This window comes from Hoyosella subflava DQS3-9A1 (genome assembly GCF_000214175.1).
Lineage (GTDB): Bacteria > Actinomycetota > Actinomycetes > Mycobacteriales > Mycobacteriaceae > Hoyosella > Hoyosella subflava.
This window is the reverse complement of sequence record NC_015564.1, coordinates 3,874,837-3,892,960: the sequence shown is the minus strand read 5'-3', so window position 1 is coordinate 3,892,960 and position 18,124 is coordinate 3,874,837. Positions and strand designations below refer to the sequence as shown.

General features: G+C 62.1%; 18 protein-coding genes. 12 read left to right on the top strand and 6 right to left on the bottom strand.

Annotated features, from left to right (window positions below):
• Positions 1-92: 92 nt before the first annotated feature.
• The 3 genes from trhO to AS9A_RS18290 are packed head-to-tail and all read left to right on the top strand — an operon-like array spanning position 93 to position 2,251.
• On the top strand, positions 93-962 hold the full coding sequence (gene trhO, locus AS9A_RS18300) for an oxygen-dependent tRNA uridine(34) hydroxylase TrhO (RefSeq protein ID WP_013808608.1): 870 nt from the start codon (positions 93-95) through the stop codon (positions 960-962).
• Complete coding sequence (locus AS9A_RS18295) at positions 955-1,857, top strand: pseudouridine synthase (protein WP_041451203.1); 903 nt, start codon at positions 955-957, stop codon at positions 1,855-1,857. Before trhO ends, AS9A_RS18295 begins: the two co-directional genes overlap by 8 nt.
• 10 nt (positions 1,858-1,867) lie before the next feature.
• Positions 1,868-2,251 (top strand): hypothetical protein, encoded by a 384-nt coding sequence (locus AS9A_RS18290; protein ID WP_013808606.1) that lies wholly within the window; start codon positions 1,868-1,870, stop codon positions 2,249-2,251.
• A 3-nt stretch (positions 2,252-2,254) separates the two neighbouring features.
• Here AS9A_RS18290 and AS9A_RS18285 read toward each other — a convergent pair whose 3' ends face one another.
• Positions 2,255-2,971 (bottom strand): TIGR03089 family protein, encoded by a 717-nt coding sequence (locus AS9A_RS18285; RefSeq protein WP_013808605.1) that lies wholly within the window; start codon positions 2,969-2,971, stop codon positions 2,255-2,257.
• A 15-nt stretch (positions 2,972-2,986) separates the two neighbouring features.
• The gene (locus tag AS9A_RS18280; protein WP_013808604.1) at positions 2,987-4,465 is read right to left on the bottom strand and encodes an LCP family protein; all 1,479 of its coding nucleotides are present in this window, start codon (positions 4,463-4,465) and stop codon (positions 2,987-2,989) included.
• A gap of 335 nt (positions 4,466-4,800) precedes the next feature.
• Here AS9A_RS18280 and rfbD point away from each other — a divergent pair, with 335 nt between their 5' ends.
• The 3 genes from rfbD (at position 4,801) to manB (ending at position 7,752) form a co-directional block, all read left to right on the top strand.
• Entirely contained in the window at positions 4,801-5,664 is an 864-nt protein-coding gene (rfbD, locus tag AS9A_RS18270) for a dTDP-4-dehydrorhamnose reductase (RefSeq protein ID WP_013808602.1), read from the top strand.
• Positions 5,665-5,716: 52 nt separating this feature from the next.
• Entirely contained in the window at positions 5,717-6,604 is an 888-nt protein-coding gene (locus AS9A_RS18265) for a glycosyltransferase family 2 protein (protein ID WP_013808601.1), read from the top strand.
• A gap of 68 nt (positions 6,605-6,672) precedes the next feature.
• Positions 6,673-7,752, top strand: a complete 1,080-nt coding sequence (gene manB, locus AS9A_RS18260; protein WP_041452187.1) for a mannose-1-phosphate guanylyltransferase — start codon at positions 6,673-6,675, stop codon at positions 7,750-7,752.
• 6 nt (positions 7,753-7,758) lie between these two features.
• On the opposite strand, the gene AS9A_RS18255 is transcribed toward manB, so the two are convergent.
• From AS9A_RS18255 to cofD, 3 genes are read right to left on the bottom strand one after another with little or no spacing between them, the layout of a single operon-like run.
• The gene (locus AS9A_RS18255) at positions 7,759-8,313 is read right to left on the bottom strand and encodes an NUDIX domain-containing protein (RefSeq protein WP_013808599.1); all 555 of its coding nucleotides are present in this window, start codon (positions 8,311-8,313) and stop codon (positions 7,759-7,761) included.
• Positions 8,313-9,659 carry a coenzyme F420-0:L-glutamate ligase gene (locus AS9A_RS18250; RefSeq protein WP_013808598.1) on the bottom strand — a complete coding sequence of 449 codons (1,347 nt, stop codon included), beginning with the start codon at positions 9,657-9,659 and terminating at the stop codon, positions 8,313-8,315. The genes AS9A_RS18255 and AS9A_RS18250 overlap by 1 nt, the downstream gene beginning before the upstream one ends.
• Positions 9,656-10,657, bottom strand: coding sequence for a 2-phospho-L-lactate transferase (gene cofD / locus AS9A_RS18245; protein ID WP_013808597.1), 1,002 nt, complete (start codon positions 10,655-10,657; stop codon positions 9,656-9,658). The genes AS9A_RS18250 and cofD overlap by 4 nt, the downstream gene beginning before the upstream one ends.
• 493 nt (positions 10,658-11,150) lie before the next feature.
• Here cofD and AS9A_RS18240 point away from each other — a divergent pair, with 493 nt between their 5' ends.
• Complete coding sequence (locus tag AS9A_RS18240; protein ID WP_013808593.1) at positions 11,151-11,408, top strand: WhiB family transcriptional regulator; 258 nt, start codon at positions 11,151-11,153, stop codon at positions 11,406-11,408.
• 275 nt (positions 11,409-11,683) lie between these two features.
• On the opposite strand, the gene AS9A_RS18235 is transcribed toward AS9A_RS18240, so the two are convergent.
• The gene (locus tag AS9A_RS18235) at positions 11,684-12,091 is read right to left on the bottom strand and encodes a metallopeptidase family protein (protein ID WP_013808592.1); all 408 of its coding nucleotides are present in this window, start codon (positions 12,089-12,091) and stop codon (positions 11,684-11,686) included.
• A 235-nt stretch (positions 12,092-12,326) separates the two neighbouring features.
• On the opposite strand from AS9A_RS18235, the gene AS9A_RS23435 reads away from it, so the two are divergent.
• The 5 genes from AS9A_RS23435 (at position 12,327) to AS9A_RS18210 (ending at position 18,117) form a co-directional block, all read left to right on the top strand.
• Positions 12,327-12,695: a DUF3499 family protein gene (locus AS9A_RS23435; RefSeq protein WP_085930624.1), complete on the top strand. Its 369-nt coding sequence runs from the start codon at positions 12,327-12,329 to the stop codon at positions 12,693-12,695.
• 84 nt (positions 12,696-12,779) lie between these two features.
• Complete coding sequence (locus AS9A_RS18225; protein ID WP_013808589.1) at positions 12,780-14,147, top strand: phosphomannomutase/phosphoglucomutase; 1,368 nt, start codon at positions 12,780-12,782, stop codon at positions 14,145-14,147.
• Between the two features lie 102 nt (positions 14,148-14,249).
• Entirely contained in the window at positions 14,250-15,410 is a 1,161-nt protein-coding gene (locus AS9A_RS18220; RefSeq protein ID WP_041451201.1) for a hypothetical protein, read from the top strand.
• Positions 15,410-16,654 carry a mannose-6-phosphate isomerase, class I gene (manA, locus tag AS9A_RS18215; RefSeq protein WP_041451200.1) on the top strand — a complete coding sequence of 415 codons (1,245 nt, stop codon included), beginning with the start codon at positions 15,410-15,412 and terminating at the stop codon, positions 16,652-16,654. Before AS9A_RS18220 ends, manA begins: the two co-directional genes overlap by 1 nt.
• A gap of 212 nt (positions 16,655-16,866) precedes the next feature.
• Positions 16,867-18,117 (top strand): alkane 1-monooxygenase, encoded by a 1,251-nt coding sequence (locus tag AS9A_RS18210; protein WP_013808586.1) that lies wholly within the window; start codon positions 16,867-16,869, stop codon positions 18,115-18,117.
• The last annotated feature ends 7 nt before the right edge of the window (positions 18,118-18,124 follow it).

Below are 18,124 nucleotides of genomic sequence, written 5' to 3'. Positions count from 1 at the left end.
TCACCTACGGGTGCCAGGATTTTCCGCCTTGGGCCTGAACCCGGCACAATAGGCGATGCGTTCGTGTCACCCCGCCCTCAAGGAATGTTGTCGTGTCGATCCCAAAAATCGTGCTCTTCTATGTGTTCGCGCCGCTGCCAGATCCGGAAGCGCTCCGGCTGTGGCAGCACACGCTGTGTGAGGCGAACGATCTAAAGGGACGTATCATCATCTCCCCGCACGGCATCAACGTCACGGTTGGCGGTGAACTAGCGCAGGTCAAGCGCTATGTGAGGGCGACGCGCGGCTACGCGCCGTTTCGCGATGCGGATGTCAAATGGTCAGATGGCTCCGGTAAGGACTTCCCTCGGCTCACTGTGAAAGTACGGCAAGAGATCGTGACATTTGGTGTTCCCGGAGAGATCAAAGTGGATACCAGCGGTGTGGTCGGGGGCGGCACTCGCTTGAGTCCGCAAGGGGTGCACGACCTTGTCGCACAGCGCGGGGACGAGGTGGTCTTCTTCGATGGCAGGAACGCGATGGAAGCGGAAGTTGGCCGATTTCGCGATGCGGTGGTGACCCGTGCGGAGTCTACGCGCGACTTCGTGGCAGAGATCGACAGCGGGCGCTATGACCACCTGAAAGACAAGCCAGTCGTGACGTACTGCACGGGCGGTGTTCGCTGCGAGGTACTTTCGGCGCTCATGCGCAACCGTGGTTTCAGCGAGGTCTACCAGCTAGACGGTGGAATCGTTCGGTATGGCGAGCAGTACCGTGATGCTGGCCTGTGGGAGGGCGCACTCTACGTGTTCGACGGGCGGATGACGACGACGTTCTCGCCACAGGCGAAAACACTTGGCCAATGCACGCTGTGCTCGTCACCCACCTCACGTTTCGAGAACTTCCCCGACCCGGAGGGTCGCGATCTCAAGCTGGTGTGCGAACGCTGCTCACCAGCCGGGACTCCGGCTGGTCATGCCTAAGCTTCCGCTGCCAGTCCGAAACGGTTTGGGTCCCGCACGCGTTCGTGTCGCGCCTGGATCACCAGCAGTGACGATGTTCGGCTACCTGGTCGAACGCTTCCCGGGCTCCGATGAATTCTGGACTGCACAATCACATCTTGGACTTGTCGTAGATCAGAACGGACGCACGATCACACCGGACACCGCCTATCAACCGGGACGCCTGATCTATTACTACCGGGAACCGATTCCGGAACGTCCCGTCCCCTTCAGCCTGACAGTGCTTCACCAGGACGAGCGGATCGTCGTAGTCGACAAGCCGCACTTTCTGGCGACAATTCCCCGTGGACAGCACGTGACCGAGACGGCGCTGGTTCGGGCACGCCGACAAACGGGAATCATGGATCTGACTCCGGCGCACCGGCTCGACCGGATGACCGCAGGGGTGCTCATACTTGTGGCGGACCCGCGCTTCCGGCAGCCTTACCAAGACCTTTTCGCGCGCCGGGAAGTCGTCAAAACCTATGAGGCAGTGGCCCGGTATGACGAGACGGTCAGCCTCCCCGCGACGGTGTACAGCCGGATCGTGAAGCAGTCAGGTGTGATGGTGGCCGAGGAATTGCCCGGCGAGCCAAATAGTGAAACCGTGGTGGAACTCGCCGAGATCGTAGGGGAGTACGCGCGATACCGACTGCGTCCGATAACGGGTAAGACACACCAGTTGCGGCTACATATGGCGTCGCTGGGCATCCCGATCTCGGGTGACAACTATTATCCGGAGTACAAGCCAGTTACCCGAGAGGACTTCTCCCGGCCGTTGCGGCTGCTCGCCCGCGAGATCGAATTCACCGACCCGCTCACCAACGAGCCTAGGCATTTCACCAGCCAGCAACACCTATCTATCCCGGCCAGTTAGGCTCACTTTCGTGAGTGACGAGCGGCCACTTTTCTCCGCGCTGCGCGCAGCCGCGCGAAGCAGCTGGCAGTCAACCGTGGTGACGGCGCTCGCGTTGCTCTACGCGCGGATGCTCGGCGCGAAGCCGCGGTTCGAGGGCCGCACCCGGTTGTTCATCGCCTCCGGCATGCGCGGGGGTTTCGCTAGGGCAGGAACGACGGTCGGCGGAGTGTTCCTTACGGGTAAAGATCCCTCAGCGCGCCTGATCCGCCATGAATCGGTGCATGCGGATCAGTGGGCGCGGTACGGGTTCACCTTTCCGGTCCGATACTGGATCGAGGAGTTGCGCAATCCGCGAGGGAAAAACCGGTTCGAGATCGAGGCGGGCCTCGAAGACGGTGGTTATGTGGGCTAGACGCTAGGCCTGGTTATCCAGCGTATGGGTCACCTTCTCGGTCGTTATCCTGCGCTCGAGGGCACGCGGATCCAGGTTTGCCACCTGGACGAGTGAAGCAGGCGCAGCCAGGATTGAGACGAAGCCGGTGATCATGTCTTCTGCGTTGCCCCAGTCGAGTGTCGACAGGATGCGGTCCGTCGCTACCCAGCCCCGTCCCGCCGCACCTGCCTGGGCGCGCGAGAGGACCTCCTGAGCGGTGAGGCCAGCGAGTACGGGGCCACTGGGGGTTTCGTAGGACCGGTACTGGTCGCCATGCACGCGGACTGACGAGGCGTAGTCGGTGGCCCCCGGAGGCAGGTCGGGAACGGGGCGACCGAATGGGTCGAGGGAAAGGACGACAAGTTCCCCGTCAGTGCCAGCAGTGTTAATCGTGTCGCTCGTAGCGAAAGTGAGGTCGGCATCCGCGTCCGGGGCAAGCACAACTTCACAGCCAGCCCACCAGGAACCCAGGAGTACAGCCGCTGTTTGCCAGTGCGCTGGAAGAAGCACCGCGACCTTGTCACCTGTGGAAAGCATGAACTCGTCGCGAAGGAAGTTGGCGGTTTTCGCGGCCCAGTTCGCGAGAGTCACGCCCGACAACTCGATGCGTTCACCGGTCGCATCGTCATAGAAGGTGATACGGGGAGCAGCAGGATCTGCGGTGAGGATCGGGCCGAGTAAATCGTCGGTGAGAGTCATTCCTCATTCCTACACCTAGTCGATGCACGGAGGTCCAGGGTTATCGGCAGTCATTGGCGGGGGCGGAGCGTCCCCTTCCCCCGCGACGAACTGCTCTGCTGCCTCTACGGAATCCGGAGGAGGTTCCGCGCCGGGGCCATCGTAGCGTGTGGTCAGAACCACTTGGATCTGGTTCTTTTCGAGGCTCGTATCCTGCTCGATCGCGAGACCGCCAAGGTGTTCAGCGATCGCCTGCGCGGCCTCGCTTGAGGCATCCGCCGTAATCACTTTGCTCTGCGGGGTGGGACGCCCGAGCCAATTGCCCACCTCACCCTCGCTGAACCCGACTCTATTGAGCTCGTCGGACACGCGCGTTGCGAGACCTTCGATGAAGCTCGCGTTCGCGACGCTGACGGTGACTTCGGACGCGTCGAATCCGAAGTCAGGGACCGCTTCTTCCTCCGGTTCAGGCTCCGTTGCGAGAACCTCAGCGATGCGCTCGCGGACCTGGTCAGGATCGATTTCGACCACACTCTGCATGCCATCTGTGCTCCAGGAATTCATGCTCACTACCGGGATGGTCTCGAATTGAACATCGCCGACCGCGAGACCCTGGAACTGTTTCGCAAAGCCAAGGATGTCCCACTCGGAATCGAGAACCACGGATCGCTGAATTGCCTGAGATAGGCGGTTGAGTGCAGTGGGATTCGTGAGTACCTGCGTGCTGAGCACACGCTGTGCGAGCGACGCCATGAATACCTGTTGGCGGTGAATACGGCCAATATCCATGCCCGGAAGACCTTCGCGCTGGCGGACGAAACTCAGCGCGTCCGCCCCATCGAGGGTTTGCCGCCCTGCCGGGAAGTTTGCGCCGGACTTCGGCTCGTTGACGGCGTTGTTAAGGCACACCTCGACACCGCCTACAGCATCGGTGAGGAGGATGAAGCCCAGCAGCCCGATCTCGGCGTAATGGTCGACGGTGATATCAGTCAGTTCTGCGACGGTGCTGACCAGAGCCTCGCGGCCCGCGGCGGTCGCACGTGGCTCCGCTTCCTCGTGGCTCATGCCTTCCCGCTCAACCAGGCGCACGAGTTCCTGGTGGCGGGTTGAGCCGAACACGCTATTGATCTTGACTTTCCGGTTTGATGGCCAGTCCTTGCCGGGCACGTCGTCGGGGATTTCGACATACGAGTCGCGGGGGATCGAGAAGGCTGCTGCTGAACCACCATCTTCCGGGATCCTTATCAGGATGATCGTGTCGGTGTTTGTCCCGTCTACGTCCCCGGCCCGGAGCTGCTCTAGTTCCTCGTCCGACAACTCATCGCCGTGCGCGTCGGTTCGGCTGTCAATACCCACTAGAAGAATGTCGATCGCCCCGTCCTCACCATTCCCCAGGCTGAGGCCGGCAGCAGTCGCGAGCCGGGATGAGAACGAGTCGAACTGCTTCCACGCGAAGCCCGTGATGAGAAGAACCGACACCGAGAGCAGCGCCACTGTGATCTGCAGATGGCGCACAAATGGTGGCTGCGGCCCTCCGCTTCCGGGAGCCCTGGACTTCGGCGATCGTGTGCCCTTCGGGTCACGAGAGCGCTCGCGTGACCCTAATCTGCCGTCACGTCCGTAAGTGCCATCGCGAGGAGGGTTTCCCCGGTTTGGTGACGGATCCCGTTCCGGCACAGCGAGAGTCCTTTCAGCTGGTGCAGGCCAAGTGAGAGCGTTAGTTGCGCTGGTTAAACGATGCGGAACTTGGGTTCACACACTATCGAGGACACCCCCTGTTTGGGTGGCGGCGCTCCGGGGCGGTGCGTGACGTGTAACACTGACAACGATCTGTGGAGGGAGCCACTCGCGTGCGAATCCTTGTGACCGGAGCCCGTGGCCAGGTAGGGCAGCAAATCGTGCGACGCGGTGCGGCGACCGGCTTGGAAGTCGTCGGGATGTCGTCGACCGAACTCGACATCACCGTTGAATCGTCGGTCCACAGCGCGCTCACCGAGGTGCGGCCGAACGTAGTGATCAACTGCGCCGCTTACACCGCGGTCGATAAGGCAGAGCTGGATTTCCAGCGCGCAGCCGATGTCAACGGCCGCGGAGCTAGGAATATCGCGACTGCGTGTCACACGACAGAGGCGCATCTCATCCACGTGTCGACCGATTACGTGTTTGGCGGAGACGCGTCGGAGCCGTACGAGATCGATGCGCCAAAAAACCCCAAAACTGTGTACGGACGCACCAAGCTGGATGGTGAAGGCGCGGTGCGCGCGGTCGCGCCGTCAGCTCAGATCGTTCGCACTGCCTGGGTTTTCACGGGCACAGGGAGTGACTTTGTCGCGACCATGCACCGGCTCGAGTCAGAACGCCAATTCATCGATGTGGTCGACGATCAGGTTGGCTCACCGACCTATGCTGCTGACCTCGCGGATGGTCTGCTCCGGCTTGCCAGCACGGCCCAGAGCAGAACAGTGACGACGCTGCATGCGGCGAACTCCGGCACAGCCACCTGGTATCAGCTCGCGCGAGCTGTGTTCGAAGAGATAGGAGCGGATCCGGACCGGATTCGGCCGTGCACCACCGAGGAGTTCCCGCGGCCTGCGCCGCGTCCTCGGTATTCGGTTCTGTCGGACCGGGCCTGGCGGGCGGCGGGACTCGAACCCCTGCGGCCGTGGCGTGACGCGCTGCACGCCGCACTCGCAGATCACAGTCCTCAGGCGTGACAGAGTTGCATGGATTACGGCGATCCTGGCCGATGCCCGCTACAGTGACCGCGTGACTTCCCGACTCGCCGTAGTGACCGTGACCTACTCGCCCGGTCCGCACCTCGACGCTTTTCTCTCGACGCTCGCAGTAGCGACGCGGGAAAGGCCTGAGGTCATTCTGGCTGACAATGGCTCCACTGATGGTGCGCCGGAAGCTGCCGCCGAGAAGTATTCGACGACGGTGCGGCTGCTGCGAACCGGTGCGAACATTGGCTATGGAGCTGCAGTCAACCGGGCGGTGGCGGAGGTCGACCCTGCGGTGGAGTTCATCGTTGTCGCCAATCCGGATATCAGATGGAGCATGGGAGCGATCGACGTGCTTCTGGCGGCCGCTGGGCGGTGGCCGCGTGCTGGTTCGCTGGGACCTCTGATCCGGAATACGGACGGGTCGGTATACCCCTCTGCTCGCCAGGTCCCCACCCTCTTCGCTGGCGGTGCGCACGCTGTTCTCGGGTCGGTGTGGCCCAGCAATCCGTGGACGCGCAAATACCGGCAGGAAAATGAGCGGATCACCGAACGTGCGGTGGGATGGCTGTCTGGATCATGCCTGCTCCTGCGTCGTGCCGCCTTTGACTCAGTGGGTGGATTCGATTCTCGCTACTTCATGTACATGGAGGATGTGGACCTTGGCGACCGGTTGGGGAAAGAGGGCTGGCTCAACGTTTACGTGCCCGGCGCTGAGATAACCCACGCAAAAGGGCACGCGGCTGGCCGGCATCCCGAGATAATGCTGCCAGCCCATCATGAAAGCGCGTACCGATTCCAGGCTGATCGGCATCCCCACTGGTGGCAGGCGCCGCTGCGGGCGGCACTGCGTGGCGGGCTGAAGGCGCGGTCCAAGGTTGTCGTCGCTGCCGCGCTGCGGAGCGAACGAGACAGTCGGAAGGAAGTGAGTTGAGAGTGGTCGGCCAGATTTTTCGGTTTGGTGCTGCTTCGACCGCCGCGAGCGAGAATCGGGAAACGGACCTGTCGTTAGCGGACGGTACCGATGCTGTGATCCTCGTTGGCGGCAAAGGCACGCGGCTGCGTCCGCTCACACTCTCGGCCCCGAAGCCGATGCTCCCGACGGCGGGCCTGCCGTTCCTTCAGCATCTGCTATCCCGCATCAAAGCCGCCGGCATCAAGCACGTCGTACTTGGGACGTCGTTCAAAGCTGAGGTGTTCGAGGAGTACTTCGGCGACGGATCCGCACTCGGTCTCGAGATCGATTACGTGATGGAGGATCAACCACTCGGTACCGGCGGAGGCATTCGGAATGTTTTGCCGAAGCTCCGGGGCGATACCGTTCTTGTTTTCAACGGCGACGTGCTCGGTGGCACTGATCCGCTCGCGGTGCTGCGGACGCACCGCGAGAAGAACGCTGACGTGACGATGCATCTCGTGCGAGTCGGGGATCCGCGTGCGTTCGGTTGCGTCCCCACGGACGAGGAGGGCCGTGTCACCGCGTTCCTCGAGAAGACGCAGGATCCGCCTACTGACCAGATTAATGCGGGCTGCTACGTATTCAGCCGTGAGATGGTCGAACAAATCCCGGCTGACCGGCCTGTCTCCGTAGAACGGGAAGTATTTCCGAAACTGCTGACGGATGGGGCGAAGGTCTACGGCCATGTCGACGCGGCTTACTGGCGTGACATGGGAACCCCGGAGGACTTCGTCCGTGGGTCGGCTGACCTGGTTCGGGGCATCGCGCCCTCGCCCGCGCTCAACGGGCAGAGTGGGGAGTTCCTCGTTCACGAGGGCGCAGGTGTCGCGCCGGGTGCGCTGCTGATGGGCGGCACAGTGGTCGGCCGCGGCGCTGAGATAGGCGCTGGTGCGCGCGTAGATGGTGCCGTGGTGTTCGACGGAGCTAAGGTCGACGCGGGTGCAGTTGTCGAACGGTCGATAATTGGGTTTGGCGTCCACGTGGGCCCACGAGCGCTGGTCCGGGACGCCGTTATTGGGGACGGAGCCCAGATCGGTGCTCGCTGCGAACTGGTGGGTGGCGCCCGCGTCTGGCCCGGCGTGATCATTCCCGACGGCGGGCTGCGGTTCTCCACTGACGTCTAGCAGCCGCTAAATGAGGCTCTCGTGTCCTTCGGCGAAGGTGATGAGCTGGTTGATCGTGTCGTGCTCGGCATTCGGTGGCAGCTCCGCGACCGGCCACCAGGCTAGGTCCACGGACTCTTCACTGCGTGTGATTTCCGCGCTGGCCGGCGCCCACACCAGAAAACGAACATCGAGGTGACGGGTGGGGACGCCGAGGGAGCACGTTATCGGGTGAGTATGTAGCCCAAGGACGCGGGGATCAAGCCGCAGCCCAGTAATTCCCGATTCTTCCTCCGCCTCGCGCAGTGCCGCCGCATGAATGGTCGCATCGGTCTCCTCGCAATGTCCGCCGAGTTGAATCCACCGGCCGACCTTCGGATGGAGTGTCAGCAGTACGCGCTTCCGATCCTCCGTCATCACCAGGCTTGACGCAGTGATATGTCCGGGCGCGTGTTTGCGGAGGCAGCCGTCCGGTGCTGAGTCCAGGAACGCGAGCATCGTGTGCCGCACGGAGTCTTGTTCGTTGGTGGGTGCGCGGAAATCGTGGAGAGCGGCACGGGCCGAGGCATGGAGCGAGGACATCACACTTCCCAAACGAGTTCCTCGGTTTCGCGCGGCGGCCGCACGGCCAGCGGGGAACTGGGGTGTCCGAGAGCGATCGCGCCGAGCGGTGTCCAGTCGTTCTGCAGGCCGAGTTCCGACCGTACGACGGTAGGCGCGAATATGGTTGATCCTACCCAGCAACTCCCGATTCCCCGGACCGCGAGAGCAACCAGCAGACCCTGGACCGCGGCACCCACAGCGACAGTAAACATGGTTGTCTCGGCGTATCGGCGTGCGGCGTCAGGATAGTCGTGGGCGCCTTCGGGAACGAGGAAGGGGATGACGACTTCTGGTGCGCGGTAGAGGATTTCACCGCGCGCGAGCCGCCGCTCGATCGCCTCCTCGGAGAGACCGTCCTTCACGAGGTCCTGACGCCACGCCGTGCGCATCGCATCGAGAAGTCGTAGGCGCGTCTCTAGCGTCCGCAGCCAGATGAAGCGAACCGGCCGCGTGTGGTGCGGGGCAGGAGCGGTGAGCGCCTCACCAAAGGCTTCGCGGATAACGTTCGCGTCGACCGGCGCACCGGTGAACTCACGGACAGAGCGGCGCACCAGAAGTGCTTCCCGGCGGCCTCGTTCGAGAGCTTCGCTGGTTCCGAGCCAGAAGAGGTCTTCCTCGCCACTACGGATCAGCTCCCGTGCAGTTGAACCGTCGTCGACGGTCGCGAATCCGCGAATGACTGCGGCCGGTGTCGCGGTGAGCTTTCCTTTGACGAGGTCAGCGGCGGCAGCGAGTTCATCCGCAACGGCGACGCTGGTAACGAGCAGATCGTTGCCGTAGTCGTCGTGCGCACCAGCATACGCATGGAGGACTCGCAGACCGCATGCCCCGATTGCGGCGTCGGTTTGTCCGAGGCGCCACGCGCGGCCCATCGTATCTGTGACGATGACTGCAACGTCTGCGCCGAGTACCTGTTTGATACGCGCGCGAATTTCTGCCGCACTTGCATCCGGATCTTCGGGCAGGAGTGCTAGTTCGTTTGTCGCGACGTTCGAACCGTCTACGCCAGATGCAGCTTGGACGATTCCAAGCTGGTTCTCGGTAATGAGCGTTCTCCCGAACCGGGCAAGAACCCGCACCGCCTCCTGCTCGACAAGGTTGCGGCGCAGCGCATCTCGTTCATCCGGATCGGATGGGGCCTGGACGATTCGGCCTTCGGCCTTCGACACCGCTTTGCTCGTAACGACGATGATGTCACCATCTTCGAGCCACGGTGCCGCGTCTGCGAGGATTTGCCCCAGGTCGGCACCGGACGTTATCTCGGGAATGCCCCGCAGCGGGATGATCCGCAGGTCGTCAGCAGACGCGTGGTCGAGCTGGGTCACGGGCGCACCCCTGCCACTTCCAGCGCCTCGCTGACAATGGCTGCCGTGGCCGCGGTGCTACTCATGAGAATCGGAGTGGTGCGGGACGTGACTCCTGGTACCTCGGCTCTATCACCGGGATGTATTAGCCATCCGTCGAGTATCCCTGTGTCCGTGCGTGCACCGTAGTACTCCGCAACGGCCTGTGCGGTGGGCTGGCTGCCGACCACTCGCAGGCAGGTATCCGCCATGCCCCGCAACGGGGCCCCGCCGATGATGGGGGAGATACCGATGATCGGAGCTGACGCGGTTCGCAGGGCCCCGCGCACGCCTGGAATGGCGAGAATCGAGGCGATGCTGACTACCGGGTTGGAGGGCGCGATCAGGATCACATCAGCTTCCGAGATGGCTTCTAGGACACCGGGAGCCGGGGAGGCCTCTTCGGCTCCGATGTAGACGAAGCTGTGGGTTTCGACCTGTGCTCGGTGGCGTACCCACCATTCCTGAAAATGGATCGCACGCTGGCTAGCGTCTTCTGGGTCGGTGATGACCGCGTAGGTCTCGCAGCGGTCGTCGCTGACCGGAAGCAGGTGCACGCCAGGGTTCCACCGCGTGCACAGGGCCTCGGTGATCGCAGACAGCCGGTAGCCGGCGCGGAGCATCTGGCTGCGTATGAGGTGCGTTGCCGCATCGCGGTCGCCGAGGCCGAACCAGTCCGGCTTCGCTCCGTAGGCTGCGAGCTCAGCTTTGAGATTCCACGTTTCGTGTGCGCGGCCCCAGCCGCGTTCTGCATCAATACCACCGCCGAGGGTGTACATGCAGCTGTCCAGATCGGGGCAGAGGCGCAGGTCGTGCATCCACGCGTCATCGCCGACGTTCACGATCGCAGTGATCTTGTGATCGCCTATTTCTGGTACGCTCGTATCATTCCTGGGGTCGAAACCGGGGCGCAGCACCTCTCGGGCGCCGACGAGGAATCGTGCACCGCCGACTCCACCGGCGAGGACTGTCAGCTTCACGGAGTGACAGCCTACGTGGTTTTCGGGGGTGCCGCCCGCTCTGGCGGCGGTGTACCGGAGGCTGCGGAACGGTATGAATTCGGCATACCTTCATTTGCCGTCCGTGTCGTCATTCGTGATAGGGGTGAGAAGTGGTAGGGAATCTTTTCCGTTTACTTGCGGAGTCCGCCGAAAAAGTGTCTAATCACACATGTGTCATTCACTCCATGACATGGGGCGAACACCGCACAGGGGCCGTGCGGAACTGGGATGGGGCTGTCCATCTGTGCGGCGCCGCGCGATAAGCCGTCCGGCACCGTGAACTTCATTGCTATCAGTGCGCGACAACAGGTTGGGGATACAGACTATGCCGCACTTTCAGGGATTCAGCGAACCATCCACATCGATGTTGACTCATTCATCCAGTGACGGAATTCCGGAAGCCAGGGAGGCTGCCGAATTCGCCGTTGATGCGGCGCGCGGGCGCGGAGAAGGGGGTCGGCCACACCTGAGTTTGGTCGAAGCAGAGTTTGACGATCTCTTTGAAGTCGTACATGAGGAGTGGCAGGATCGCGCCCTCTGTGCGCAGACGGACCCGGAGGCCTTCTTTCCGGAAAAGGGTGGGTCTACCAGGGAAGCTAAGCGCATCTGCCTCGGCTGCGAAGTTCGCGATGAGTGCCTGGAGTATGCGCTGGCGAACGACGAGCGGTTCGGTATCTGGGGCGGCCTGTCAGAGCGCGAGCGTCGTCGTCTCAAGCGCGGGATCGTCTGAGGGCTCGGCTCGATTGCTAGATGCACCGAGCTGGAAGCTGTGAGATTGCTGAGAGAAACGCAGTTTCCCCGAATTCGTTGCGATCGTCCTGTAATAGCCATTGCTACCTATTGCGCAATTGAGTCCTAGGGGTGCAGCGTATCGTCGCGTATCTCTGCTCAATCCGATAGACAAATTCCCGATGTATTTATGTAGGCGAGGTAATTACAAGCATTGTGCCTCGCTTTGCAAGAGGGCTTGAAATCGCCAAGATCGGTTCTGCCCGTAATGCCGGATTACGAATCCACCTCGTCAGGAGATAGTCCGAGGTACGTCGCCACCTGTTCGACGAGGATGTCGTGAACAAGCTGTGTGAGTTCTTCCGCAGTTTCCGCCCTTAGCTCGAGCGCGCGACGAAATAACACAATCCGGGCTCGCGTTGCCTGCCCCCGCTTGTCGATCCCTGCAGGAACAAGGCGAGACAGGGGTACCGGGCCGTCAGCGACGATCTCCGGTGGCCACGTCACAGACTCAGGGTTGAGCGCACGAATCATCGGCACCTCATCGACGGCGATGTCGAGTTCCCCGAGGCGTTTGTGCCATCGGACTTCGATCGGCTCGAACGCAGCGAGTGCAACAGCATCGAACTTTTGGGCGCGTGACTTCCACGTGGGTACGGACTGCTGAACGAGTCGCCCGCGCAATCCGCGGCCACGTCTTTCAATTGCTCGGGTGGACCGTCTGCGTGCCGCCGAGATCGGGGATGCGGCGCCGTGCGGGGTTCGTGCAGAGCTTCGCGGAGTGACGGCGCGCTTTCGGGTCATGGCGGCACTTTACCGCCCGCTGCCAGGACGCTAAGTCTCGACACCTCGACACGAGGTTGAGACTCGCCGCGTCAATCGCATGATTATTGGCTCTGGCGGGTTAGCCTCCAGTCTTGTGAGTATCGTGCGGCGCTGTTGTAAACCAGGGTGCAGAGGCCCCGCAGTGGCAACGCTGACTTATGTGTACGCAGAGTCTCTCGCCGTTGTTGAGCCCCTCACGGACAGCGATGGTCCGCACTCGTGGGATCTGTGTGAAGCTCATGCGCTGCGGATCACTGCGCCGCGCAACTGGGAGCTGATCCGGCATTGGTCACCCGTTGACGCGCTTCCGGCCGAGTCCGTTCCAGGGACAGGGGACTGCACTGTCCCGGGCGAAGTTGACCTAGACTCGCCAGGCGACGAGCCGTTCTACCGCGAAACGCAGTCCCGTCGCTCACATCTGCGGGCGCTTCCAGCGCCAGGCATCGAATCCCCCGTCTTCTGACGGCTCCTTATCGCACGCCTGTAGTTAGCTGCGGCTAGGCTGACTCAAAACCCGGGCTGTTCAGTGCTGACAGGAGTGTTCTAGATGAGTCGTTCGGCCGACGCCGTGAACTCGGTGATCAAGGCATACGACGTTCGTGGTGTCGTCGGAGAACAGATCGACGGAGCCTTTGTCCGCGACGTCGGCGGCGCCTTTTCCCGGCTGGTTCGTGACGAAGGCGCTCAGCGTGTCGTCGTCGGGCATGACATGCGGGAGTCGTCCCCGGGGCTGGTGGAAGCCTTCTCCGAGGGAGTGATGGCGCAGGGGCTCGACGTGGTGCATATCGGCCTCGCCTCTACGGATGCGCTTTACTTTGCATCCGGTCGTCTTGAGTGCCCGGGTGCGATGTTCACGGCTAGCCACAACCCTGCCCGGTACAACGGGATAAAGCTATGTCGTGCAGGGGCTAGGCCTGTAGGCCAGGACACAGGTCTTGCGCAAATCTCCGGCGAGGTCATTGAAGGTGTTCCGCAATTCGACGGCGCTCCTGGTCGCCTCACGAAGCGGGAAGTGCTTGAGGACTACGCTGCGTTCGTTCGCAGTCTCGTTGACTTGGAGCGGCTCCGGACGCTCACTGTCGCGGTCGATGCCGGCAACGGGATGGGCGGTTATACGGTTCCTGCGGTCTTCCGATCGCTCAACGTCGAGTTGAAGCCGCTCTACTTCGAACTTGACGGCTCTTTCCCCAATCACGAAGCGAACCCGCTTGATCCCGCCAATCTCGTCGATCTGCAGAACTACGTCAGGGAGACCGGTGCGGACATCGGGCTAGCGTTTGATGGCGATGCTGATCGGTGCTTCGTAGTCGATGAGCGCGGCGAACCCGTCTCTCCATCGGCAGTGACCGCACTTGTGGCGGATCGTGAGCTCGCGAAGGAGCCAGGCGGAACCATCATTCACAACTTGATCACGTCGCGTTCCGTCCCGGAACTTGTGGCAGAACGAGGCGGGCGGGCGGTGCGAACTCGGGTCGGTCACTCTTTCATCAAGCAAACGATGGCGGAGACCCGCGCGATCTTCGGCGGTGAGCATTCTGCGCACTACTACTTCCGGGACTTCTGGGGTGCTGACTCCGGCATGCTCGCTGCGCTGCACGTGCTGTCAGCGCTAGGCGAGCAGGAGCGTCCTCTCTCCGGCCTGATGGAAGAGTACGAACGGTACGCAGCCTCGGGAGAAATCAACTCGACTGTGCCAGATGCTCGGCAGCGGATGGACGAGGTCGCCAGCGAATTCAAGGATCGCGCGACGCAGGTCGACTGGCTTGATGGACTCACTATTGACCTCGAGAGCGGTGAGTGGTTCAATCTCCGCGCATCAAACACGGAGCCATTGTTGAGGCTCAATGTCGAAGCCCGGGACAGTGAGCGCGTCCGCGAGATCACAAATGAGGTTTTAGCGATCGTCCGCCGGTAATACACCAAGGGAAGAGGCGATAATAAGTAGTGAAGCAGCTCGAGCCCCTAGTTTGACGCTTTGTCCAGCTAGGCCGGAATGCACTGGAGAGGGGTGGCTTCGATGGACACACTACTGCCAGGCGTTGGGCTCGATGATGCGGATGGACTATTGGCAGCTGACCGCGAGGGACTGCTCCGCAGTGCTGCCCTGTCGGGCGCCCAGGTTCGGGCCGCGGCGGTCGCTGCCGATGAGGGCGCGCTGGCCGCGCTTTCCACCGCGCGGCCGCGAAGTCTCGTCCTCGTGGCCCGGCGCGGATCGGCGCTCAGCGCGGTCGAAACCGTATGCGCGGCGTTTTCGCGGCAGTTCGCTATGCCGGTGGTGGCAGCCGATCATGCGCCAACCTGGGTGGGTCCGCTCGACGTGGTCATCCTCGCCGGTGACGATGCGGGGGATCCAGTTCTCGTCGAATCGGTAGACCGGGCCGTACGCCACGGATGCGAAGTTGTCGTGGTGGCACCTGATGGCGGGCCGCTGCAGGCAGCTGGCTCGGGCAGGGCGATCACGCTGCCCCCGCGCGTTATCGTGCCAGATCCGTTCGCGATGGCTGGGTATATCGCGGCTATCGCGACAGTTCTCACGGCCATGGAAGGGGCCCTGCACGATGGCGTTCAGATGGACCTGATGGCGTGCGCCGATGCCCTCGACCATGAGGCGCTGCTGAATCATCCGCAGCGTGAAACCTACGAGAACCCAGCGAAATCGTTGGTCGAGAAGGTAACGAATCACCGTGTCGTGATTGCGGCGGATTCAGCAGCCAGCCGCGCGGTCGCTTCCCACGCGTCGGAGATATTCGTGCGGATCGGGGGTCACCTGGCTCCCGATGCGGATCTCGCGGGTGTGCTGAGTGGTCTGCCGGTGTTGGCGTCAGTTAGTGTTCCGCCAGGTTTCGATCCGCTCTTTCACGATCCGCAGCTCGATGGGCCGCCGCCCATAGCCCCGCTTCGTGTCCTGCTACTCGCGACCAGTCGCGATCGTGCAGAGGCTGAGCGCCGGAGTGCCCTCCTTCGGGGCAACGCGGTGCTAGTCGTGCCCGAGCATACGGCGGACGGAAAGCTGCCGGGCGTGGAACACCAACAGGTCCTGCCCCGGGATGGAAGTCGAGCGTTCAGTGCCGAAGGGCAGTCCGATAGAGGCAAGATGAAGGAACTGTGTGAACTGATGGTCCTTGCGTCGCGGCTCGAAATGGCCGCGGTGTATGTGCAGATGGTGGGGGCTCACTAGTGCGATTGCTCGACTGCCCTATCCGGAATTACGCATGGGGATCGAGGACCTCACTTGCCGAGTTGCGGGGGGTGCCAACGCCCGCCCCCCATCCTGAGGCGGAACTCTGGATGGGGGCACACCCGGCTGACCCAGCCTGGGTGGTCAGCGACGGTGACCGCGTCAGCCTCATCGAAATGATCGGCGCTGATCCGGGTAGCACGCTCGGAAAGCGGGTGGCCACGGACCACGGGGAAAAGCTTCCCTTCCTCCTGAAAGTTCTTGCGGCGGAAGAACCCTTATCGTTGCAGGCGCATCCGAGCCTCCAGCAGGCGAAGGAGGGTTTCGCCCGCGAAAACCGTGCCGGCATAGCCCTCAGCGCGGCACATCGCAACTACAAAGACGACAATCACAAACCGGAACTGATCGTCGCGCTGACGCCTTTTAAAGCGCTAGCCGGATTCCGCGATCCCGTGCGAACCGCCAAACTGCTGACCGAGTTGGCGGGGTCGGCAATGAAGCCGTACTGCGACATGCTTGCTGAACAACCAGACTCGGCGGGACTACGGGCCCTCTTCACGACCTGGATCACCCTGCCTCAACAGCCCCTGAGAACGTTGCTGGACGACCTGACCGATGGTTGTGTGCGGCACCTCAAGGGGGCAAAGAATGGCCGTTTCAGGCGAGAAGCGCAAATGCTACTCGAGTTGGCAGAGCATTACCCGGGTGACGCAGGCGTCCTGACCGCGTCTCTGCTCAACTATGCGGAGTTGGCTCCAGGCGAGGGTCTGTACGTTTCGGCGGGAAGCTTGCACGCCTATCTGCACGGCATGGGGGTGGAAGTGATGGCCACCTCTGACAATGTTCTACGCGGCGGTATGACGCCGAAGCATGTTGATGTAGCAGAACTTCTCCGCGTGCTCGACTTCTCTCCGTCGGATGCGCTTCCGGTGCCGGTTCACAATGCGAGCCCTGGCGGTACCGCTGAATACATCTATGACACGCCTGCGCCCGAATTCCGCCTGTCGCGGATTGAACTTGACGCAACGGGACTGCATCGCAGCGTGTCGCTTGGGCTGATAGACCCGGGCCCGCAGATCCTTGTTTGCACCCGGGGTGGCGTCACAGCGCGTTGCGGAGCTGACGAGATCGATGTCCCGCAAGGGGGCGCGCTCTGGGTTCCAGCGCGAGATCCGGAAGTCATTCTGCATGCCCACGCGGCTCGAACCCAGGTTTTCCGGGCTCTCGTGCCTGCAGTCGGGTAGCAAGCGGCAGCAGGGGCTCGTACGCTATTGCACTGGCGGTTTAGCTGCACACTGCACGCCATTCTGCTAGCTGCAGCTAGCGCCTGTACCGATTCAGTTAGACAAAGTAGGCGTCTGTGTCTAGCTAGCGAACGTTTCGGGGTCTATAGTCAAGAGAACGAGTTGCTACGACATCGGGGTCTAGCACGTAGACATAGTTAGGCATGATGTAAATGTCTGCACCGACCGAAGGCATTGTTGCCGAGTCCGGGGAGCGCGATTCTGCTGCGCTCGAGCGCTGGCGGGACCGGAAGCGCTACCTCTGGCTGCTCTCTCTCATACCCTCAGCCGCCACGTTCATCGCGTGGGGACTTGTTTCCGCGACCGGATGGGGCGGATTCTGGTGGGCCGGAATCGTCATTGTCTTCGTTTTGATCCCGCTGATCGACGTTCTTCTCGGTGACGACGGACAGAACCCGCCGGACGAGTTCATCGAGGAACTCGAGAATGACAAGTTCTACCGGTGGTGCACCTACCTTTATATTCCTCTTCAGTACGCCGGCCTGCTGGCCGCGGTGTACCTCTGGGCTTCGGGCACATTAAGCGTCGTCGAAAGCCTGGGTCTCGCGACCACCGTGGGTGTCACAGCGGGGATCGGAATCAACACCGCGCACGAACTCGGCCATAAGAAGGAAGAGAACGAGCGCTGGCTGTCCCGGATCGTTCTTGCGCAGACCTTTTACGGGCACTTCTTCATCGAGCACAACCGTGGGCACCACGTTCGAGTCGCAACGCCTGAAGACCCAGCGTCATCGCGCTTCGGTGAGTCCTTCTACCGATTCTGGCCACGGACCGTTCGTGGCAGCCTGACGTCAGCATGGGAGATCGAGAAGGCGCGCTTCGGCCGCCTCGGTACCTCACATTGGACGCTCAAGAACGACGTGCTTAACGCATGGCTGATGTCCGTCGCGCTATTTGGTTCGATTCTGATCGGATTGCAGGCACTCAGCTTTGCGGGCGTGCTGGACGGCTACAGCATCTGGAACGTGCTCCCTTACCTGGTTATCCAGGCCGTCTTCGGTTTCACCCTGCTAGAGGCGGTGAACTATCTGGAGCACTACGGCCTGCGCCGGAAGACGCTGCCAAGCGGCCGTTACGAGCGCTGCACGCCTGAGCACAGTTGGAACAGTGACCGCATCTGCACAAACGTGCTTCTTTACCACTTGCAGCGACACAGTGACCACCATGCGAACCCAACGCGCCGCTACCAGACGTTACGCAGCATGGACGGCGCCCCGCAGTTGCCGGCTGGTTACGCCACGATGATCGTCGTCGCCCTGGTTCCCCCGCTGTGGCGCAAGATTATGGACAAGCGAGTCCTTGCCCACTACGACGGGGATATCTCGCAAGCTAACATCGACCCGAGCAAGCGAGAAAAGGTTCTCGCGAAGTTTGCGGAATCAGCGCCAGCTACAAAGGTGTAGGAGGTTA